Source organism: Glaciecola sp. 2405UD65-10 (genome assembly GCF_048820975.1).
Lineage (GTDB): Bacteria > Pseudomonadota > Gammaproteobacteria > Enterobacterales > Alteromonadaceae > Glaciecola.
Genome location: NZ_JBMEUF010000001.1, coordinates 1,835,155 through 1,854,935 on the forward strand (window position 1 = coordinate 1,835,155; position 19,781 = coordinate 1,854,935).

A 19,781-nucleotide genomic window follows, 5' to 3' on the forward strand; every position below is an offset into this window, starting at 1 on the left:
CTTAAATGCAAAAAGCCTGATGCAATAACATCAGGCTTTTTTATGTATAACGGTAAATGGCGTTTGGATTTAGCCTTTCTCAACTTGTCCAAATTCTAGTTCAACAGGAGTTGAACGACCAAAAATAAGAACAGATACCTTCAAGCGGCTTTTCTCGTAATCCACTTCTTCAACTGTGCCGTTAAAGTCTGCAAATGGGCCGTCAGTAACGCGTACCACTTCGCCTGGTTCAAACAATGTTTTAGGCTTAGGTTTATCAACTGACTCTTCAAGACGATTTAATATCGCATCAGCTTCGCGTTGCGTAATAGGCATTGGGCGATCAGATGTTCCGCCAATAAAACCGAGTACACGAGGAATACTTTTCACTAAGTGCCAAGAGTCTTCGTTCATTTCCATTTCTACTAATACATAGCCTGGAAAGAATTTACGCTCAGATTTGCGTTTTTGACCTGCACGCATTTCTACAACTTCTTCAGTCGGCACTAAAATTTCACCAAAAAAGGCTTCCATTTCGTGCATCTTAATGTGTTCTTCTAAAGTCTTTTTAACGCGACCTTCGTATTGTGAGAAGGCTTGAACAACGTACCATTTTTTGTCAGACATGCTTTATACTCCGATACCAGTCACTAATCCTACTACCCAAACTATAATCATATCAATAAAATATAGTAAAACACCTACAACAGCAGTAGCGGCTAAAATTACTAAGGTCATACGCACTACTTCTTGACGAGTAGGCCATACAACTTTACGCACTTCCGTTTTTGCGTCTTTTGCGAAGGTTAAAAAAGCTTGTCCTTTGAACGTAGTTGCCGCAATAAGGCCAGCAATTACAACTGTTACTAACGCACCTAAGGCACGATAAAGTACAGACACATCTGAAAACGCAGTGTAGGCATAAACCAAGCCACCAAGTAATACAAATACCAATATCCATTTCACAGTATCTAAAGGATTAGATACGTTTTCTGCCTTTTCACTCATTCGTGTTACCTATTAGCCATAACGCCATTAAAGCGTTAATCAAAAAATCTGTTAAATGGCAGGGGTGGAGAGACTCGAACTCCCAACCGTCGGTTTTGGAGACCGCTGCTCTACCAATTAGAGCTACACCCCTACAAGCATACGTTCTCCGGTTTATAAACGTACACGGTACTTACACCACCCTTGTGTGCTGTTTTTCTTATTGGGAAAATTTCATCGTACAAGGGAGGGACGCGTATTATACTTATGCAAGGCAATGTTACAAGAAAAATATATCACTAAATGCAGAAATAGAAATGTTATGTATCACTATATTAAATAGTGCTTTAAAAAAATACTGTTACCTTATGTAAATGTTAACGGTATGTAATCATGGTAATACTTATTTAAAATATTAAACCATTACAAAGCCAATCATTCAAACAAAGGAATTATTATGTTTAGCGATGCCAACTCACAATCAGCACTTCAAGCAGAATATAAAACACTTAATGTTAGTATTGAAAATCATATTGCGCATATAGTTTTGAATCGTCCTGAACAACTCAATAGTATGATTGCCGAGTTTTGGTTAGAGCTACCTCAGTGTGTAAGGGCGATAGACGCAAGCGCACTTGCACGGGTGATTGTAATTAGTTCCACCGGCAAACATTTTTCAGCAGGTATGGATTTATCTGTATTTACGAATATGGCGGCAACATTTGAAGGCGAACCTTCAAGGCGTGCAGAGCGCATGCGCAGAAGCGTTTTGCAATTACAAGATAGCTTCAGTGCGCTTGAGCAAGTTCGCGTACCTGTGTTGGTAGCCATTCAAGGCGGTGCCATTGGCGGCGCAGTTGATATGATAAGCGCTTGTGATAGCCGGTATTGTACCAATGACGCTTATTTTTGTGTGAAGGAAACGCAATTAGGTATGACGGCGGATGTGGGTACTCTTCAACGCTTACCGCATTTGTTATCACACGGTATAGTGCGAGAGCTTGCCTATACCGGCCGTAACTTTTCAAGCGCTGAAGCATTACAGCATGGGTTTGTGAACCAAGTGTTTGAAAACCAAGAAACTATGCTTGCGGCAGTTATGAAAATAGCTAAGCAAATTGCTATTAACTCCCCTATGGCAGTGAGTGGCTGTAAAGAAATGCTTAACTATGCCCGTGATCACAGCGTTGAAGATAGCTTAAATCATATGGCTACATGGCAAAGTGGTATGTTCCAAATGCCTGATGTGCATGAAGCAATGGCTGCCGGGCAACAAAAACGTATGCCAGAGTTTGAGCCTTTATTTAAAAAAGAAAACTAAAAGAGAAAAGATAAATATAGAGGCTAATTAAATATTGGCTTCTATATAATGGGCTTCACGGGGGCTAAACTGCCTAAGTGCGCTTTTTGCATCATCCCAATGTGCATTGGTTACTGCACTCCAAAAATTAGCCTTATTATGGGCAAGATCATTTACTTGGATTGAGAGGGAAAATAGAACCGTTTGCCAGGTTTTACTCAATTCACAAAAAGACTTTTGCGAGCTATGCTCAAACTGTAAAATAAGTTCGTTTACTTGATTTTGCCAACAGCCTAAATTTACTGCATCGGTTTCAGCTAAGCTGAGTTCTAAAGGGTGTTCGAGTAAATAGTCTGCCGCTTCTTGCCCTATTAAACCTACATATGGATAGAGCTTTCCTAGCAAAGCTGGATTTAAGGCCATAGAACGAAGTTTAGTATGAGATATTTTACCTAAGTTACAGCCTATACCCACGCAAACTCCACTGTATTGCCCGTTATCTACGGCAATATAGCCCACACAAGCATTCTCTCCTTCACGCTCCGCTATAAACGTGAAATCAATAATTGGCCTAGCATTTATTGGCTCTTCAGTATTCGTAGACACTTACCCTCTCCTTATATTTGATCAGCACTTCCCAGTGAAAACAAAAGCAAGGTATTACAACGCATTAGTGTAATAGGCAAACAGCACGCTTTATGGTTTGAGTATACCTGAAAAAGCTTACTGGTCAAAAATTATACGAATTTAAATGCCACTTTATTCTAGGCCAATAAAACCTCCGGTTTGATGAGCCCATAATTTAGAATAAATGCCGTTGCGATCAAGCAGTTCTTGATGAGTACCTGATTCCACAATTTTCCCATCATCAAGCACTAACAGCCTATCCATTTGTGCAATCGTTGATAAACGGTGAGCTATGGCAAGTACGGTTTTATCTTCCATAATACTCACAAGGCCATTTTGAATAGCGGCTTCAACTTCTGAATCTAAGGCCGAAGTGGCTTCATCAAGAATAAGAATAGGCGCGTTTTTCAACATTACTCGTGCAATTGCTATTCGCTGGCGCTGACCACCCGATAGCTTAACGCCGCGCTCGCCTACGTGGGCATCATATCCAGTTCGGCCTTTCGCATCACTTAATTGCTGAATGAACTCGTGGGCCTCTGCCTGTTTAGCCGCCTCAATCATTTGCTCTTCGGTAGCATCAACTCGCCCATACATTATGTTGTCACGCACTGAGCGGTGCATTAACGAAGTGTCTTGGGTGACCATACTAATATTACCGCGTAAGCTTTCTTGAGTAATTTGCTGAATGCCTTGTTCATCTATTTTAATACAGCCTGACTGCACATCATAAAAGCGCAGTAGTAAATTAACTAAGGTAGATTTACCCGCTCCTGAGCGCCCTACCAAGCCAATTTTCTCACCCGCTTTAATTTGAATATTTAAATCATTAAACACATTAATGGTGTTGTTGTTTTTCCCTTTGTAAGAAAAATTCACATTCTTAAATGCAACTGCGCCACCCGCTATTTTGAGTTTTGTGGCTTGTTTATCGTCTTTAATACTTGCGGGTACGGCGAGCGTATTTATTCCATCTTGCACTGTGCCTATATTTTCAAATAATGACGACACTTCCCACATAATCCATTGGCTCATACCGTTTAAACGTAAACTCAAACTTACGGCTATGGCTATATCACCCGGGCTCACAGTACTATGTATCCATAAATATATGGCTAATGCAGATATTGAAAATACTAGAATGTAGTTAATTCCCCAAACCAAAGCCTGTAGAACGGTGACTAATCGCATTTGTGGATACACCGTTTGCAAAAAGCCATCCATGCCTTCTTTCGCGTAGTTTTCTTCACGCTTATGATGTGAGAACAGCTTCACCGTCATAATATTGGTATAGCTATCTACAATTCGCCCCGTCATGACTGATCGTGCATCAGCCTGTTTTTGCGAAACCTTTTTTAACTTAGGTAGCATTATTCGCAAAATAATGACATACAACACTAACCACACTACCAAAGGAATGGCTAAGCGCCAGTTACTGGCAAATACCAAAGCCACTACCGACACAAAGTACACTGATATATAAACCGCTAAGTTGAGAATTTTGGTCACGGTTTCACGCACCGACAACGCGGTTTGCATTACCTTTGTTGCCACACGGCCCGCAAACTCATCTTGATAAAAGCTTAAGCTTTGTTTAAGCAAGTATTTATGCGCTAACCAACGAATGCGCATTGGATAGTTGCCTAAAATAGATTGATGCATAAGCATCGATTCAAGCATAATCAAAGTGGGCAGTATAACTAACACCAACAGCCCCATCCAAATTAGCGTGCCTTTTTCTTCGGCAATAAAAGTACTTGGATCGCGTGTTGAGAACCAATCAACTAGTTGCCCCATAAAGCCAAATAGCGACACCTCAAGAAAGGCAACCAATCCACTTAAAATCGACACCGTAAAAAGTACATGCCACATTCCTTTTGAATAGTGTTTGCAAAACGCCACTATGGTTTTGGGTGGCTGGCTTGCGGTTTCATCAGGGAATGGCTTTGTTAAGCGTTCAAAAAAAGAAAACATGAAAAATACATCTCACTTTAAATTATGAAAAAGGGGCTGGTAATGTTCGAATTACAGGTTTGGGCAATGCACGATAACCGGCAGGATGATAACACATTTTATACGGCAAAAAAGTGACGAATAAGCCGAAATAAATTTCATTTAAAGGCCCTAGAAATAAGATTCTATTTTACAAGTAGCGCACAATACCTATACTTCCTGCAAATATAAATAAAACGACAAAGTGGCTTTTAATGACTGAATCTACCCGATTACAAAAGACCTATATTTCGGTTGCGCAAAATGCATCAGGGCGAAATTTGCATGTGCCAATATACACAATAGATGACGGTAAACCCGGCCCAACGGTGTATATACAAAGCTCCATTCATGGGTCGGAAGTTCAAGGTAATGTAGTTATTTATCAGCTTATAAAGCTACTTAAAGATATTGAAGTGCATGGAAAGGTGATACTGGTACCCAACTGTAATCCAGTAGGGACAAATATAAAAGCTGGCGAATATACCCTAGGCCGCTTTGACCCAGTAAATGGGACAAACTGGAACCGTGGATATTTTTTTGATGAAGCAAAAGTACATGAGTTTGCGAATAATCTAAGCCCCAACACACCGCTAAATACAATCAAAGATAACTTTAGAAATATGTGGCGCCAAGCTATTAATGAAAAGCTGGCTCAACCTTGGGGGCTTGGCTTAGCGCAACAACTAAACTTAAAACTTCAGCAAATAGCGGCAACCGCAGACCTAGTCCTTGATTTACATAATGGCCCGGTGTCATGCCGGCATTTATACGTACCTGAATATGCAAAATCAGCAGCTCTAGAGTTTTCTATTCCCCATTGTATATTCATCCCTAACAAATTTGCTGGCGCATTAGATGAGGCCTGCTTTTGTCCTTGGTGGACCTTACAAGAAATATTACATGCTAAGTGGGGTGAAGAAGTTGATTTCAAGGTACAAGCATTTACCTTAGAAATGGGCAGCCAGGAACATATTAATTTTGCCGAAGGTGAAGACGATGCTAACAGTATTTTAGCTTACCTTGCCTGCCATGATGTACTTTTCACTACCCAATATAAGCCTAAAAAAATGAAACGAATAGGCGTGGCCTTAAGCGATTATAAAACCCTTTATACTGATTTTGGTGGCATGGTTGAATATTGCGCAGAGCCCGGCGTATTGGTTAAGAAAGGCGAGCATTTAGCCAAAATTTTGAATATTGATGAACTAGACAACCAAGACGCCATGCATGAATTATTCGCCCCCTGTGATCTTATTCCTATTTTGCACTTTCCGTCAGCATCGGTGTTAAGCGGTACTCAACTATATAAGTGCTTTACCAACTTTTTTGACATTTAACTTTGCCGGTAGTTATAAAACCAGGAAAGGGCTAGTTGCCCTGCAAGGTAAGTACTAAAGAGCGCGGGCCGCCGTGGTCACGATGCTCGCACAAGTAAATCCCCTGCCATATGCCTATATTAAGTGCACCTTTTGTAACAGGAATGGTTACGCTAGGCCCAAGTATACTGGCCTTTAAATGGGCCGGCATGTCGTCAGGGCCTTCGTCAGTATGCTCATAGTAACTTTGGTTTTCAGGAATTAAATGATTGAATGCTCTTTCGAAGTCTCGGCGAACGCTTGGATCGGCGTTTTCATTAATAGTTAATGACGCTGAAGTATGCTGTATAAAAACGTGCAGCAAACCTTGTTGACATCGCCCTAAAACGGGCAATGATTGAACCAGTTCACGGGTAATCAAATGAAAGCCACGTGGCTTTGCGGGCAAAGTAAGCGTTGTTTGTTCAAATATCATATTTATAACCTTCATTGAGTAAAATGCCAACTACCGGTATTTATAGGACATTATGCTTTTTCAGCTTAGCCAGTGCTACCTTGCTCAAGTAGTGACGCGTAGTTGCTTTTGCTACAGGCATTTTGCATTTTGCTTACTGTGCGCAGCTCACTTGGCACAAGTGTGAGGGAATATTTGCTCACTACTTTCATAAACGCACCAATGTATTCACACCTATAAGCATGGTTAGGTGGCAGCCACTCATCTAAGCCTTTTGCGCCTTTTTGCCTATTTAGTGAAGCTTTAACTAAAATTAGATTATCAGTATCATTGGCGAATTCCTGCCGAGTGGCTCTGCTCCAGAAGCTTCCCCCGCGTCCATGGGCAAATTTAAGCGGTACAATGTGGTCTAAATCTAGGTCGGTTGATTCAAAATAAGTGTCATTTGAATACGGGTCGTACCAAGCGCCCTTTAACACCTGGCACTCGTTCTGTGTTTTATAAGCAACCGCCTTAGTAGAGGTTTCAATAAGTAATTCATGGCGAGTGTTTTGGCAGTCTTTATCTTGGTCAATCCAATGCGGCCAATCTTTGCGGTTGTATAAATATGAAAACTTACGCCCTTCATTTAAGGCGTCATTAGCGGCTTGCTTAACAATTCTTTTGGCGCTTGACTTAGGTAATTTGCCGTTGTCGTCTAAACATGCTTGTACTGAGGGGTATGCAGTAAATCGTTTGGTTCGCGTATAAGAGCCACTGTGTTCGTCATGGCATATGCCTGAACTCGACTTTTTTACTATGGCCGGGGCCTTAGTTTCATCAATAGCGTAAGCAGTTTGTACTAGCCCAATAGATACGGAAAACGTGAATGCGATTAAGCGGCCACTAAAAGCAAATATACTCATTATAAACAATTATTTGAGAACGAATAACGCAATGGTAACCGAAACCTGTACTTTGGTACAGGGCATCTAATGTTTGATGATACAAGTACTTATATATATGTTTTTAAAAGCACGGCTGTTTTCGAGCGCAAACAAGTAGGAATGCCCTTGGATAGGTGCAATAAATTTGTAGCGAAAAATAAGAGTGGAATGTAGCTATTAGCTAAGATGCAGTTATTTAGTAGGAAGTAATACTAGTAAATGTTAGTTAAGAAAACGTACTCATTTAAGCATCTTAAATGAGCTTACCCGCCAAGTTTACTTGTACACTTGGCGCACCAGCCAGCAAACTTTCTTTTAGACTCAATGGAATGGGAAGCTTTTTAAATAGCTTTGCATCAACCATTACATACACAATTTGCGCGGTAGCAATGGCTCGCCCCGTGGTAAATTCAAACATATCAACTTGCATACAAAAGCTACTATTCCCGGCTTTTATTACTCGGGTTTTTAAACTCAGAATATCGTCAAATTTAGCAGAGCTCTGCCAGTCTATGTGCATGCTTACCACTTGATTGTCAAAGCCCATATCAAGAATGTGCTGGTATCCCCCCATTACTTCCCGCATAAATTCGGTCGACGCTAAATCTGCATAGTCAGCGTATCGCGCGTTAAATACAACGCTTTGGGCATCGCATTCAGAGTACCTAACCCTAATTAGCAGCTCAAATGGCTCAGTTTCTGTTGTATGCATGTTAGCTCTCCTCTTCCACTTGAGATTCATCCAATGCCTGTTCACTACTCGCCACTTTTGAATGAATACGCAGTACCAGTGTTTCTGATATTTTGTCTTGAATTGCTTGGCGGTTAGGATCCCAATAAAGCTGTAGAAAGCCAAGGAGCCCCGTTGCAAATCCAGCGCCATAACCACCATAGCGCCCAAAACTTTCCCATAAATTGGGGGCCGTGCCGTCTAATTTAACCACTTTAATTTTGCATAATTTTTTGCCTATGGTTTGGCCGTTCGCCCATGCTGTAAATACACTAAAATATAGCGCTGCCCAGCCTAAACCTAAGCCTAAATCAGCCATAATTCCCTCAACCCAAGCAATCACACTAGGTGAGCTTGACTCATTTGGCGAACTATTGACTTGGGGGATATCGTTTTCTAATTCATATTTTATTTTTTCGCTGGTAAATATTTGGTCAAACAAATTAAGCATATTAGTTTTGTTTTGCTCATCCCACGGCATGGCGTTTATTTTCTCTGCCATTCCTTTATTAAATTCGCTTGCCTGCATATCAGTTTTTGCTAGCTCCGCCGCTAGCTCACTGCCCTCTTCTTCAATACACAGCATATCTTGTTGGCATGCGTAAAATATGACTACCTCGGCTATTTTTGCTTGCTTACTGCTAACCTCACTGGGGGCATTGTTATTTTCGCTAATGCCTTGCACCACCATATATGCAACAATAAAAACAATAACAGCCCCACTGCCGCGTAAAAGTTTTCGGGTTGCATGGCGAGCTCCTGTTTCGCTTTTTTGTTTTAAGCGTGCATCGGCTCTAAAAAAAGTTAAGGCGACAAATACAGCAAAAATTAGCGCACTAATTGAACTTAGTACGCTAATTAAAAATACGTCGATTAAAATTGCGATGCCTCGCCGCATTGGGCTGGCTAAAGGGTGCCCTAATAAATGCGGTGATACAGTAAATGCATAAGGCGTGACTATTTCTCGAGTTTCTGCGTTTGAGCTTTGTTCAACATTCTTGTCACTAATTTCCATAATCTTGCTCTTAGTATTATTGAGTTTTCTAATTTAGATGAATTTTTGCATGATGCAAAATAGCCAGTATCCACTAATGATAAACTGCACAAGAAAAAACACGAATCGTGCTGATATTGCCGCATTTGAAGTGGAGCATATATGAATGGATGACTGCACTATTCGAGCGCCCACTACCACCAAGGCAAGTGGACTGGTAATGTGAGCCGAGTTTGTTGCTAAAGCAAGTAGCATAATTGCCCCTATAAAGGCGAATGACTCATAACAATTAGCGTGGGCTCGAGTTAAACGTGAACCAAGCGCACCAACATCATTGCCGCTGCTGTCAAACTTAAGCGAACTGCGTGCGTGTTTTTTATTAAAAACTGTTCTATACAAAGCTATCGCAAGAATTAACAGCATTGTCCAAGCGATATAAATAACAACAGCCAAAATGGTTTCGTTCACAAAAATTCCTCTTTCTTTTTATTATTTTTAGCATAGCCCATTGGCTGCATTTTTCCCATTAGAATTAGGCTATTGCAATTGTTCGCTAATACCTTTACTGGTATTGGTGCAGTTTCCATGCTAATAATTAAACAGCTAAAAAACAATGTGATGTAAAATTTTTAAAGGGAGTATAAATGTCTATTCAATTGCAGGGTGTTTTTCAAATAACCGCATGGGACGAACAGCCATACACAGAAAATGATGACGGCTCAAAACTTACCAATGCTAAAATTACGCAAACCTATAGCGGTGATATTGAAGGTACAAGCGAGCTGCAATATTTAATGGCGTATTCGCCTAGCGGTGCGGCGCATTTTGTGGGAATAGAAACAGTTACATGTACTATTGAAGGGAAGCTTGGCAGCATAGTTTTGCAACACATAGGTAAGTTTGAGGCAGGCGTAGCAAGCAGTAAATTTACAATACTCGCTAACTCGGGCAATAACGCCCTTTCAGATTTATCAGGTTCTGGGTCTTTCACGTCAGGCGAAAACGGCCAAGCCTCTTACCTTATTAATTTAGAAAAATAAGTCAGGCGTTTTAATTAGCACTATTGAAGAAATCTTGAATACCCATATTGTTGGTATATGAAAAACTCGCTGCGCCATCACACTATAACATCGCCAATGCGCTCCTGCGTTTATATTGTGCTGTTCGCATTAATGCTACTTGCTGCGTCACCTTTTCAGGCTGCAAATGTTGCACCTAGCAACTACAATATTAACACTAGTGAAAATAGTTCACTGGCTTTACAGTTACCGGCTAAAAGCGAGCATACCAAACACTTTCAAAACACAAAGTATAAGCACGAAAAAGTAAGCAAAGTAAGAAGGTTTCTACCTTACAAACCTAAATTTCATTTAATACACTATTATAGTTCCACGTTTCATTTATTCACTTATATTGAAATAAATTGGCTTGCTAAGGTTAATTTGATTTCATATTTGCGTTATCAATCCGTTCCGTAAATCTTTCACCAATACCAAAATAACACATAACTAACGTAGCGCTTTATGGTGCTTCAAATTTTCCTGTATTGAGCAAAAGATTATGACTTTATTTACCCAAATTTTATTTATTATTTTTCCTTATATTGGCTTTTTATGCCTTTTATGGCTATTTTTTACATTTTACAAATGGGCCAAAAAACGCAAAGCGGCGGCAATAGGGCTAGGCATGATGATGCATGTGTTAGTTCCAGTACCAAATGCCGAGAAAGCTATTGTTGAAGTAATTGAGAAAAAGAAGATACAAGAGAGAAAGTCAGCGCAAATAAAAAGTGACAAATAGCGGTATATTGGCCATAAAGTATTATACTTTGTGGCCGTGTTTGTTTTTACACAAGCATAATTGAATAGTAAGGACTTGTAGATTATTCTAAGAGCCGTCAAATTTATTAGCTAACGCAGCTCCTTTCTACCGAGAAAACCATGACCGAAGATATAGAACAAATACAAAAAATAACCGACATGATAGTCGAGTATTTACTCACCTATAGCTTTCAAATAGCTGGTGCCATATTCGTATTTATTTTGGGCATGTGGATTGCTGGTAAGGTAGGCAAAAAAGTCGAAAGACTCATGCTTCAACGCAAAATTGACGTTACGCTAAGTGCTTTTACCGGCAGTATCGTTAAGGTCATTTTAATTGTAATGGTTGCCATTATTGCCCTGCGTAATTTAGGCATTAGCGTTACACCGTTGTTGGCGGCTATTGGTGCTCTTGGTTTAGGTTTTGGTTTAGCGATTCAAGGCATGCTTTCTAATTATGCCGCCGGCTTTACAATTATTATCACGCGGCCTTTTGTGGTGGGCGATACCATTAAAGTACAAGGCGTTACTGGCTTGGTTTCAGAAGTGCAACTGGGTTACACCATACTCATTGATGAAGATAGCGTGCGTATTCAAATACCGAACCGCTTAGTAATTGGCGAAATTTTGCATAACTCCAATAACAACAGCTTAATTGAACTCTCTATTGGTGTTGCCTATGATAGTAACACCCAGGAAGTTATTGATTTAATTGAAGATGCGCTTGGCGGAGTGTTAGATATTGCTGAAAGTAACGAGCCAATTGTGGGTATTGATAACTTTGGCGATAGCAGTATTAACTTTGGGGTGCGCTTTTGGGCACCTACTACCAAACATTATCAGGTGCGATATCAAGCCAATAAGCTCATTCACGATGCTATTACACAGGCCGGGATTGTTATTCCGTTCCCTCAGCGTGAAGTTAAAATGGTTTAAGATGCGAAGCGAAATTTCTATGTGGCTTTGCAAAGTTGCGTGTTAGCGTTTTTACACAAGCTGAGCCGATTGCAAACGTTCGTGGTCATAGCGATTCAGGAGCAAGAAGTCTAAGTTTTAGCACCTTTGCGTAAGTCGTTATTGCCGCCCCCATTCCTTTCCCCCCATTTCTACCAACCTAGACTCGGCTCGTCGAAAGGAAAAAGCGAGATCATTGGCGGCCGATAATTGTGCCAGTGACACGCCAATTCGACCCGTAGCCGACCACTCATAAACTTCTCCCTTTTTGGTGCGAATCATGGTCGTAGCAAAAGAACTCGAGTTTCCTCCCTTATCATTAACAAACAATTCTTCATCACCGTCACTGCTTTGTACTTGCGCTTCAAAATCGACAAACAATTCGTCGAGCGGGACTTGTGCCGTCAGCACCAAGCGGGTGCGAGATTCATAACACGCGTCAATGAGGGTAACAAAGCGTCGCGCTTCGTTGAGGTGATTAGCGTCTAGTTGAGGGACGCGTTCCATAATGATCACCGGAAATCGGCGGCAGAGGGAAATATAATCGGCCGCCCCTAGCGGTTGGTAGCACAAATCTGAAAAATCAAACCAGGCGCATCGGTCATTCAATCGGGCGACCTGAACGGTGCGACCAAAGAGGACAGGAATACTCTCGGCCTCAGTTGTGGATGCAGTGCCACCATATATTTCTTCCAACTGCGCCTGCACCTTGTTACTAATATTATTATCGCCGTGCCCCCCATTGTTTGACCAAAAATAGGATTGGCCATCTGCTCGATTTTCGAGTCGATAATCATTCTGGGAATCCTCCATGGAAATAATGTCGGACGTGTGTTTCAACATGTCGATAAATGGCAAAAAGAGGGATCGGTTAATGCCTCCCTCATACAAGGCATCGGGTGCTCGATTCGAGGTGGCCACCATCACGACATTCCAATCCGATATTAATAGTGAAAACAGTCGTTTCAAAATCATGGCATCGGCAATTTCTGTCACTTGAAATTCATCGAAACAGAGGAGTTGGGCTTCTAGTGCTAATTGTTGCGCAACGACGGGAATCGCATCACCTTGTGGGTGCTTCTGTTTGTAGACAAAAATTCGATGGTGGACGTCTAACATGAATTCATGAAAGTGAACGCGGCGTTTGGTAATCTTTACGTGTTTAAGGCTGTCATTATTACAGCAAGAATTATCATCAGGAACAGTAAGCGACGCGTAAAATAGATCCATTAGAAAGCTTTTGCCTACCCCTACCGGCCCGTGAATGTACATGCCTCGCGGTGGTGGACCAAAAAACCACAAATTAAACTTCTTTCGAAAAAAGGACTGGGCGGACGCTAGGGAGCGCGACAGCAACAGTAATAGTGAACTGCTGCTTGTACAGCTGCTCTGCGCCGGATCGTCGGTACGCACGGGTACTGGTGGGAGCAAGGCAAGAGAATCGTGCAGGGCATCAAACTTTGCCGCCAGAGCCACTTGCGCGTTATCTCGTCGCACCTCTCCCGCGTTTACCTTGAGTTCATAAGCCGCTGACACGGGGCCTTTCGATAAGCACCGCCGAGCTACGTGACCTTGTGCCATTATCGCCTTTATCATCGTCGCCTTTATCATTATCGTTTTCATCATAGAGCTGATGAATTTATCAACATAATAATATGGTACGTTAGATTTCTGAATGGGTATCAAATGGATTTGTATTAAAGGCTCAATCTTCGCAGTTCAACTTGTAAAAATTTCGCATAAATAACTGAATAATAAAAAACCACCCGCAAATATAGCTAACATAGAGACTAGTTGGTAGCGTTAATTTCTCCTATACTCTAGGGAGAGGAAAGAGTGGTATGGTAGTGGGAACCGCTTATGGAAGTGTGATGAGCTATATCACAGCAGTAATTGCAGACAGGGCTCGTGAAAATTTGGAACAAGAGTATCATGAAGCTATGTTGACGTGTGATTGAATAGGTGGCACGGTTGATAACTATCCATTTTAACCAGTGCAAAAAATACTATAAACAAGAGTCTCTCAGGTGAATATGCAAAAAAAAATGAATTTTAAAGACTTAGTGCGGCGTGAAAATTCCGTCTGTGAGTCAGTCAGCCCTGTTAAGTCTGCTATTATGTCTTTGTATGGGGTGTTTAAGGCAAGTGTGTTATTGTTAGTTCTCACACTTTGTGGCAGCCTCCTTTTAAAAGACACAGTTCCGCTGATTCAACATTTTTATTACTCGCTAGGGTTGTCTGTGTTTTTTTTTACAGCTTTGACCGTCGGCGAAGCCTTAGCCTTTATTAAAACAAGCGTGATCGGCAGTTTCTTACTTGGAAGTCCTTCAGTAGCTCGTCATCATATCGTAAAAGCGGGTGTACTATATTGTTTAGTATTGGTTTTTTTAGTTGGCATTTTGTCGGTTACCCGACCTTCTCTTGTATTGACGGATGAAACAGATAATAAATTGGAAAAGTGTTACGATATCGTCGAGTGTAACTCATTAACGCCAACAGATATTAATTAACATGTAATTACAGAGCAAGAGAAAGTCGTACAAACCCCATTAACGATGATGACAGCGTAGGAGAATTACTGAAAATGTTCAGCCCACAAAACAAAAAGGGGTTAGAAACCTTTGAACGTTGGAAGAGAGAAAATGGTGGTAAAGATTTTAGTGTTGCAAAGTAGGCTTGGTTGAGCGTGATATGGAAAGCAGTTTTCTCAATTTGCCACTAGATGACGAAGACAGCTTATTCCACCTCCGAGACTTAACCCCACCCGATTCCGGTGACCGGCGCAGTTCGGCCTAATTCGCCCCTAATAGCAAACTTCGCGCCTCACTATAGTAATAGTGAACTGCTGCTTGTACAGCTGCTCTGCGCCTGACCGTCGGTACGCACGGGTACTGGTGGAAGCAAGGCAAGAGAATCGTGCAGGGCATCAAACTTTGCCGCCAGAGCCACTTGCGCGTTATCTCGTCGCACCTCTTTCGCGTTTACCTTAAATTCATAAGCCGCTGACACGGGGCCTTTCGATAAGCTCCGCCGAGCTACGTGACCTTGTGCCATTATCGCCTTTATCATCGTCGCCTTTATCATTATCGTTTTCATCATAGAGCTGATGAATTTATCAACATGATAATATGGTACGTTAGATTTCTGTATGGGTATCAAATGGATTTGTATTAAAGGCTCAATCTTCGCAGTTCAACTTGTACAAATTTCGCATAAATAACTGAATAATATAAATAAAATCAGCAATCAAGTTAGCGCCCAAACCGGACACTTAGCCAGTCGTAAATTAGCACTAAAAGTCTTTAAGCGCTATTTAGTGGTTTTGCTAGTTTAGACAAAGCTAAATAGTCTAGCGTAAAGATAACTATAATCGCGATACCACCAAGCGGAAAAAGAATACTAAGCGCAACAAGTGCTGTTAAACCAGTTATCCAGACGCCATCGCTTTGAAACCGAGGAGGAGGGCTAAGTGAATTTTGATCACGCGGACGACGAATCCACCACATAATAGTTCCTAACACCGATATTAGTATAAAACTAATACAAAACATTGCGTTTACTGTTTTATTAATAACGCCCATGTCGCCTTGATGCAAGGTCACCCCCAAAGCAACTAATTTTGCCAAGCTCGAGTATTGATCCCAAGTAACATCCATAAGCACTTCACCAGAGTATTGGTCAACATGAACAGTGCGATCATTCGACGGATCGATTATATCGCCTGCCATTGAGTTTGCAGTAATTGTAAACACACCCGTTTCAGTTTTTGGGAAAAATATGCGATATTGTTTGAAACCTAAACTAGATGCTAACTCAATAACTTTGTTTATGCCTATGTTGTTCATGTTGATGTCTGCACTAGCTAAAAAGGGCTCAGCTTGTGAGCTTTTTTGAAGCATCTCGTTGTGCAGCATTTTAGAATGATCATGCGGTTTTTGTGAGGATTCTGGAACAGGTGTAAGCTCTAAATTCCAAGGCATTTCTTCTTCTGAAGCATGGTTTAAATCAGCATGAGTGAGCGATTGCCTTGTGCTAGAAGCAGGCTTTTCGCCCCACACGTAGTGGCTTGGGAAACTATTCCAAGCTTGCACTATTTTTGCTCCCCAAAGACCCGTCCAAGATAAGCCCGAGATAAAGAACAAAAGTAATATTACCGAAAATACCCCCGCTGTATTGCTATGTAGGTCTCGAAGCATAACTCGGCGGCCAAACTTAGTGCGAACTTTCAAAAAGCCCATTTTAGAAACTGCGTCGCGTGGTAGCCACAAGTAAATACCACTGATAAGCATCAATATGCCCAAGCTAGCCGATATTTCTATCAAATAATCCCCTAAATCCCCAATTAAAAGGCTGCTGTGTATTTTATTGGCAGTATTATAAATGCTATTGCTTCTGTCGATGGTGCCTAGCACTTCGGCGGTATATGGGTCTACAGTTACAAACAGCTGCTTGTTCTCTTGAGTCTGTATAGAAAAACGATTTGCAATACTTTGGTCTTTAGTCGCAATAAACTGCGTTACAACTGCAGTTGGGAAGGCGTTTTGTACAGCCAGAACTTGTGTTCGAATATCGGTTTGTGTGCTTTGGTTTTGTATTTCTAAAATAGAAGAATAACGTGCCGTTTCAATTTCATCATCAAACAACATCACCAAACCGGTGACAGATAGCATCAACAAAAATGGGACTACATAAAGTCCAGCATAAAAATGCCAGCGCCAAACCAAATGATAAATTGATTTTTGCTTGCGCTTATTTATTTGTATCGAAGGGGGGCTCAACGTTTAGTGCTTTCCGTTTAGAAGTTGTTTAAAGAGCGTTCGTTAAAGAGACAATAGCATGACGCAATTTATCCGTCATCAATAAACCATTTAAAAAATAAAAGAGACTAACGACATATACTAGAATCATAGATTGATAAATAGTGTTGCATCTTTGCGATCGAGTCCCCTTACTTATAACTCTAATAATACATGCTTGGCGATATTCACGAGAAGTGTACACCAGTAGCTGTCATACTGATTTTTTAGTAAATCGTCACTCGCGCTTTTATGTATGAAAAGGTGACGAATGTTAAACTGACGTAGCAGTTCTAATTCGCCTTTATCTTTTAAGAAGTTATTAATAGATAGACTAACGTCTGTAGGCTTTGTAAATAGATGACTGGCAAAAACATCCAATTGAAGGCATTTTATTGTGTCATTACTCGTCCGTCACCCTCGCATAGGCGAGGGTCTACTGAGAACTCAAAGCGCCTTCTCGTGACGGCACCGATTACCGGCTAGTACACACGTGTTCTTTGACCCTATCGACTTTATTGGCAAACTAGCGGCTCTCATTCCACCACCAAGACTCAACCTCACACGATTTTTCGGTGTTTTCGCCCCTAACAGCAATCTTCGTGCACAAGTCACTGTATCACAACGAGGAAAGAACAGTCCTCGACTTGCTGATAAAGAAGGTGTGCAATCTGGCAAGCCTTATCACGCTAGGGGCATGAGTTGGATGCAGCGCTTAAGGCGAGTATTTAACATCGACATTGCCGAATGCGAAAAATGCGAAAAACACAATGTAAGCATCATCGCTTGCATTATAGATATCCACGTGATTCATAAAATACTGAAGTATTTAGATAAAAAGCACCCAAACTCTGCACAAACAACACTGTTGCCACCTTTGCGTGCACCACCTAAAGAACAATACGCAAACGATTTTACTATTCAACGTGACTTCAACTTTGGGGCATAGATTACCTTTACTGCAAGAGTGAAAGAAACACACTATTAGATGGCGGGGACATTCGCGCTCTAATTTCCCTATTCCTGTACCAATAGCTCGTCTTCGCAAGACATTGCAAACTAACACCTTATACAAAACTTACACAATTCGACATTTCAACAAACCGACCGAATCAAAAGGACAGCTGTAACCAAGGGTAGCATATAGTGTTAATCCACCTTATTCACGGGGTTGTGGGAATGTCGGCTTTCAATCTAGGCTCTTACTATCAATTTCGTAGGATAGGATCTTAGCCCCTACGTACAGCACCATAAAGATATCGGCTGGCAGAATCAATACAAGTAAATAGAGCCAATCGACAATATCGAAGAAATAACAAACAACCAAAAATGTAAGTGTAGAAGCAAGTAAAACTGAGCAAAACCAAGATAAATGTACCAAGGTTTCTTTTTGAGCATCGAAGCTATCCCCTTGCTCGACAGAAGTTTGTCTATTCGAGATGGCCCAAGCAAAAAATATCATCATTGGCAATGCAAGAAAAGGGGCATAATTAAAAATAAACATCGTTACTCCATATTAAGCAGTTGATTATCCAATACGCTCTCTAAAAATTTGAACTTTTCAGGCTCAAACTCTTGATATAGGTGAACAATCTCAATATGAGAATCTTCGACACTTGAGCCTGTATCTACAAGATACCTTATCATCTCTTCGTAATCGGTAACATAAGGAGACCGCAAAATTTACTCCAAGGCATCCATCCCCTCAACTCTACGGGGTATATCTAAATCATTTTCAAAATATTTCAAAAGCTCGAGCATTCCAAACGCAGCGGCGTAATAAGAAAGGTTTTTCCCTTTATAATTAAACGATAAATCTGCTGACGTTTGTCGAAGTATACTTTCGACTTCGCTCCTATAAGTCGAGTTGCTAAGATAACTGACAAGTCGATACACTGGCAACTCACATCCAAAACCGGTCATTCAGCCAGTCGTAAATTAGCCCTTTTTTTGCCACACTCGTCGTTACATAATTCAGGGATGAACGAATGTGCTGGCAAAGCAACAAAGTGAAATATATAAACGGCATAGACCTGAAACAACGCTTCTCTATCAATTAGTTGAACTTTACTATCCAGATTTTATCGCAAACTTAGCCGAGCAAGGCAAGTATTTACCCACATATGTTGAACGTGAGTTTGATGACTTCTTGCGTTGCGGTCGACTAGAGCACGGTTTCCTACGCGTGGTGTGTAATGACTGCAAGCATGAAAAGTTAGTCGCGTTTAGCTGCAAACGCAGAGGCTTCTGCCCTAGCTGCGGTGCAAGAAAAATGGCAAAACTGCCGCGCTTCTTGTAGATGATGTATTACTAGGTTATCCAATTCGCCAGTGGGTTTTAAGCTTACCCATTCCACTTCGGCTGTTGCTAGCAAGAAACCCGAGTGAATTGAGCAAAGTGATGCAAATCATTCATCGCGCCATTTCCACGCATATTGTGAACAAAACAGGCTTTACCAACAAACAAGCGAAAACTGGAGCTGTGACCCTTATTCAGCGATTTGGTAGCGCCCTTAATCTAAATATCCATTTCCACATGTTGTTCTTAGAAGGCGCAATCAGTGAAAATCCATGGGGTGGCACGACTTTTACGCGCATCAAAGCACCACCTAAAGAACAATACGCAAACGATTTTACACAAACCAATCTAGTCAAAAAGGCAGCTGTCACAGGGGGTAGCGAATAGCTTTAATTCTTCTTATACTCCGTATGACAGTTTAGCTGATGCATACGAAGCGAATAGACAATTCAGTAAAGCCCTGAATATGAGGGAAATGGCGCTCCAGAAAAGCCTAGTCGAAAATGTTGAAAACAATGCTTATAAGACTCGTCTTGCCAATTTAAAAGCGCTAATTAAGCAGGACGCGAAAGATGATTAAAAGTTAAGCTTTGTCTGCTAACGTC

The 19,781-nt window shown here is 41.2% G+C and carries 20 protein-coding genes, 1 tRNA gene and 1 pseudogene; 8 read left to right on the forward strand and 14 right to left on the reverse strand.

What is annotated here, in order from left to right; all coding sequences use genetic code 11:
* Positions 1-69: 69 nt before the first annotated feature.
* From nusG to ACOI22_RS08240, 3 genes are all read right to left on the reverse strand, one after another.
* On the reverse strand, positions 70-606 hold the full coding sequence (gene nusG, locus ACOI22_RS08230) for a transcription termination/antitermination protein NusG (protein ID WP_420671546.1): 537 nt from the start codon (positions 604-606) through the stop codon (positions 70-72).
* 3 nt (positions 607-609) lie between these two features.
* Positions 610-987, reverse strand: a complete 378-nt coding sequence (gene secE / locus ACOI22_RS08235; protein WP_420671547.1) for a preprotein translocase subunit SecE — start codon at positions 985-987, stop codon at positions 610-612.
* 56 nt (positions 988-1,043) lie between these two features.
* A tRNA-Trp gene (locus tag ACOI22_RS08240) sits at positions 1,044-1,120 on the reverse strand.
* A 303-nt stretch (positions 1,121-1,423) separates the two neighbouring features.
* On the opposite strand from ACOI22_RS08240, the gene ACOI22_RS08245 reads away from it, so the two are divergent.
* Complete coding sequence (locus ACOI22_RS08245) at positions 1,424-2,287, forward strand: crotonase/enoyl-CoA hydratase family protein (RefSeq protein ID WP_420671548.1); 864 nt, start codon at positions 1,424-1,426, stop codon at positions 2,285-2,287.
* A 27-nt stretch (positions 2,288-2,314) separates the two neighbouring features.
* Here ACOI22_RS08245 and ACOI22_RS08250 read toward each other — a convergent pair whose 3' ends face one another.
* Together ACOI22_RS08250 and ACOI22_RS08255 are read right to left on the reverse strand one after the other, a co-directional pair.
* Positions 2,315-2,872: a pesticin C-terminus-like muramidase gene (locus ACOI22_RS08250; protein WP_420671549.1), complete on the reverse strand. Its 558-nt coding sequence runs from the start codon at positions 2,870-2,872 to the stop codon at positions 2,315-2,317.
* A 153-nt stretch (positions 2,873-3,025) separates the two neighbouring features.
* On the reverse strand, positions 3,026-4,867 hold the full coding sequence (locus ACOI22_RS08255; protein WP_420671550.1) for an ABC transporter ATP-binding protein: 1,842 nt from the start codon (positions 4,865-4,867) through the stop codon (positions 3,026-3,028).
* 233 nt (positions 4,868-5,100) lie between these two features.
* On the opposite strand from ACOI22_RS08255, the gene ACOI22_RS08260 reads away from it, so the two are divergent.
* Positions 5,101-6,225, forward strand: a complete 1,125-nt coding sequence (locus ACOI22_RS08260) for a peptidase M14 (protein WP_420671551.1) — start codon at positions 5,101-5,103, stop codon at positions 6,223-6,225.
* Positions 6,226-6,256: 31 nt separating this feature from the next.
* Here the strand turns inward: ACOI22_RS08260 and ACOI22_RS08265 are convergent, their stop codons facing one another.
* From ACOI22_RS08265 to ACOI22_RS08285, 5 genes are all read right to left on the reverse strand, one after another.
* Positions 6,257-6,676 (reverse strand): secondary thiamine-phosphate synthase enzyme YjbQ, encoded by a 420-nt coding sequence (locus ACOI22_RS08265; RefSeq protein ID WP_420672344.1) that lies wholly within the window; start codon positions 6,674-6,676, stop codon positions 6,257-6,259.
* A 68-nt stretch (positions 6,677-6,744) separates the two neighbouring features.
* Positions 6,745-7,563: an HNH endonuclease family protein gene (locus ACOI22_RS08270; protein ID WP_420671552.1), complete on the reverse strand. Its 819-nt coding sequence runs from the start codon at positions 7,561-7,563 to the stop codon at positions 6,745-6,747.
* Positions 7,564-7,837: 274 nt separating this feature from the next.
* A complete protein-coding gene (locus tag ACOI22_RS08275; RefSeq protein ID WP_420671553.1) occupies positions 7,838-8,296 on the reverse strand; it encodes an acyl-CoA thioesterase in 459 nt (152 codons plus the stop codon).
* A 1-nt stretch (position 8,297) separates the two neighbouring features.
* Positions 8,298-9,329 carry an RDD family protein gene (locus tag ACOI22_RS08280; protein WP_420671554.1) on the reverse strand — a complete coding sequence of 344 codons (1,032 nt, stop codon included), beginning with the start codon at positions 9,327-9,329 and terminating at the stop codon, positions 8,298-8,300.
* Between the two features lie 33 nt (positions 9,330-9,362).
* Positions 9,363-9,776: an MAPEG family protein gene (locus ACOI22_RS08285; protein WP_420671555.1), complete on the reverse strand. Its 414-nt coding sequence runs from the start codon at positions 9,774-9,776 to the stop codon at positions 9,363-9,365.
* A gap of 176 nt (positions 9,777-9,952) precedes the next feature.
* Here ACOI22_RS08285 and ACOI22_RS08290 point away from each other — a divergent pair, with 176 nt between their 5' ends.
* The 3 genes from ACOI22_RS08290 (at position 9,953) to ACOI22_RS08300 (ending at position 12,064) form a co-directional block, all read left to right on the forward strand.
* Complete coding sequence (locus tag ACOI22_RS08290; RefSeq protein WP_420671556.1) at positions 9,953-10,348, forward strand: DUF3224 domain-containing protein; 396 nt, start codon at positions 9,953-9,955, stop codon at positions 10,346-10,348.
* A 520-nt stretch (positions 10,349-10,868) separates the two neighbouring features.
* Positions 10,869-11,108 carry a hypothetical protein gene (locus ACOI22_RS08295; protein ID WP_420671557.1) on the forward strand — a complete coding sequence of 80 codons (240 nt, stop codon included), beginning with the start codon at positions 10,869-10,871 and terminating at the stop codon, positions 11,106-11,108.
* A gap of 140 nt (positions 11,109-11,248) precedes the next feature.
* A complete protein-coding gene (locus ACOI22_RS08300) occupies positions 11,249-12,064 on the forward strand; it encodes a mechanosensitive ion channel family protein (RefSeq protein ID WP_420671558.1) in 816 nt (271 codons plus the stop codon).
* 138 nt (positions 12,065-12,202) lie between these two features.
* On the opposite strand, the gene zapE is transcribed toward ACOI22_RS08300, so the two are convergent.
* Positions 12,203-13,663, reverse strand: a complete 1,461-nt coding sequence (gene zapE, locus ACOI22_RS08305) for a cell division protein ZapE (protein WP_420671559.1) — start codon at positions 13,661-13,663, stop codon at positions 12,203-12,205.
* Between the two features lie 452 nt (positions 13,664-14,115).
* Between zapE and ACOI22_RS08310 the strand changes: the two genes are divergently transcribed.
* Positions 14,116-14,592 carry a hypothetical protein gene (locus ACOI22_RS08310; protein ID WP_420671560.1) on the forward strand — a complete coding sequence of 159 codons (477 nt, stop codon included), beginning with the start codon at positions 14,116-14,118 and terminating at the stop codon, positions 14,590-14,592.
* A gap of 792 nt (positions 14,593-15,384) precedes the next feature.
* On the opposite strand, the gene ACOI22_RS08315 is transcribed toward ACOI22_RS08310, so the two are convergent.
* On the reverse strand, positions 15,385-16,860 hold the full coding sequence (locus ACOI22_RS08315) for a PepSY-associated TM helix domain-containing protein (protein WP_420671561.1): 1,476 nt from the start codon (positions 16,858-16,860) through the stop codon (positions 15,385-15,387).
* 511 nt (positions 16,861-17,371) lie between these two features.
* On the opposite strand from ACOI22_RS08315, the gene ACOI22_RS08320 reads away from it, so the two are divergent.
* Positions 17,372-17,827, forward strand: coding sequence for a hypothetical protein (locus tag ACOI22_RS08320; protein ID WP_420671562.1), 456 nt, complete (start codon positions 17,372-17,374; stop codon positions 17,825-17,827).
* Between the two features lie 240 nt (positions 17,828-18,067).
* Here ACOI22_RS08320 and ACOI22_RS08325 read toward each other — a convergent pair whose 3' ends face one another.
* Together ACOI22_RS08325 and ACOI22_RS08330 are read right to left on the reverse strand one after the other, a co-directional pair.
* Positions 18,068-18,382, reverse strand: coding sequence for a hypothetical protein (locus ACOI22_RS08325; RefSeq protein ID WP_420671563.1), 315 nt, complete (start codon positions 18,380-18,382; stop codon positions 18,068-18,070).
* A 2-nt stretch (positions 18,383-18,384) separates the two neighbouring features.
* A complete protein-coding gene (locus ACOI22_RS08330; RefSeq protein ID WP_420671564.1) occupies positions 18,385-18,558 on the reverse strand; it encodes a hypothetical protein in 174 nt (57 codons plus the stop codon).
* A 310-nt stretch (positions 18,559-18,868) separates the two neighbouring features.
* Between ACOI22_RS08330 and ACOI22_RS08335 the strand changes: the two are divergent.
* Positions 18,869-19,485, forward strand: a pseudogene (locus ACOI22_RS08335) (transposase zinc-binding domain-containing protein); the annotation flags it as partial.
* Between the last annotated feature and the right edge of the window lie 296 nt (positions 19,486-19,781).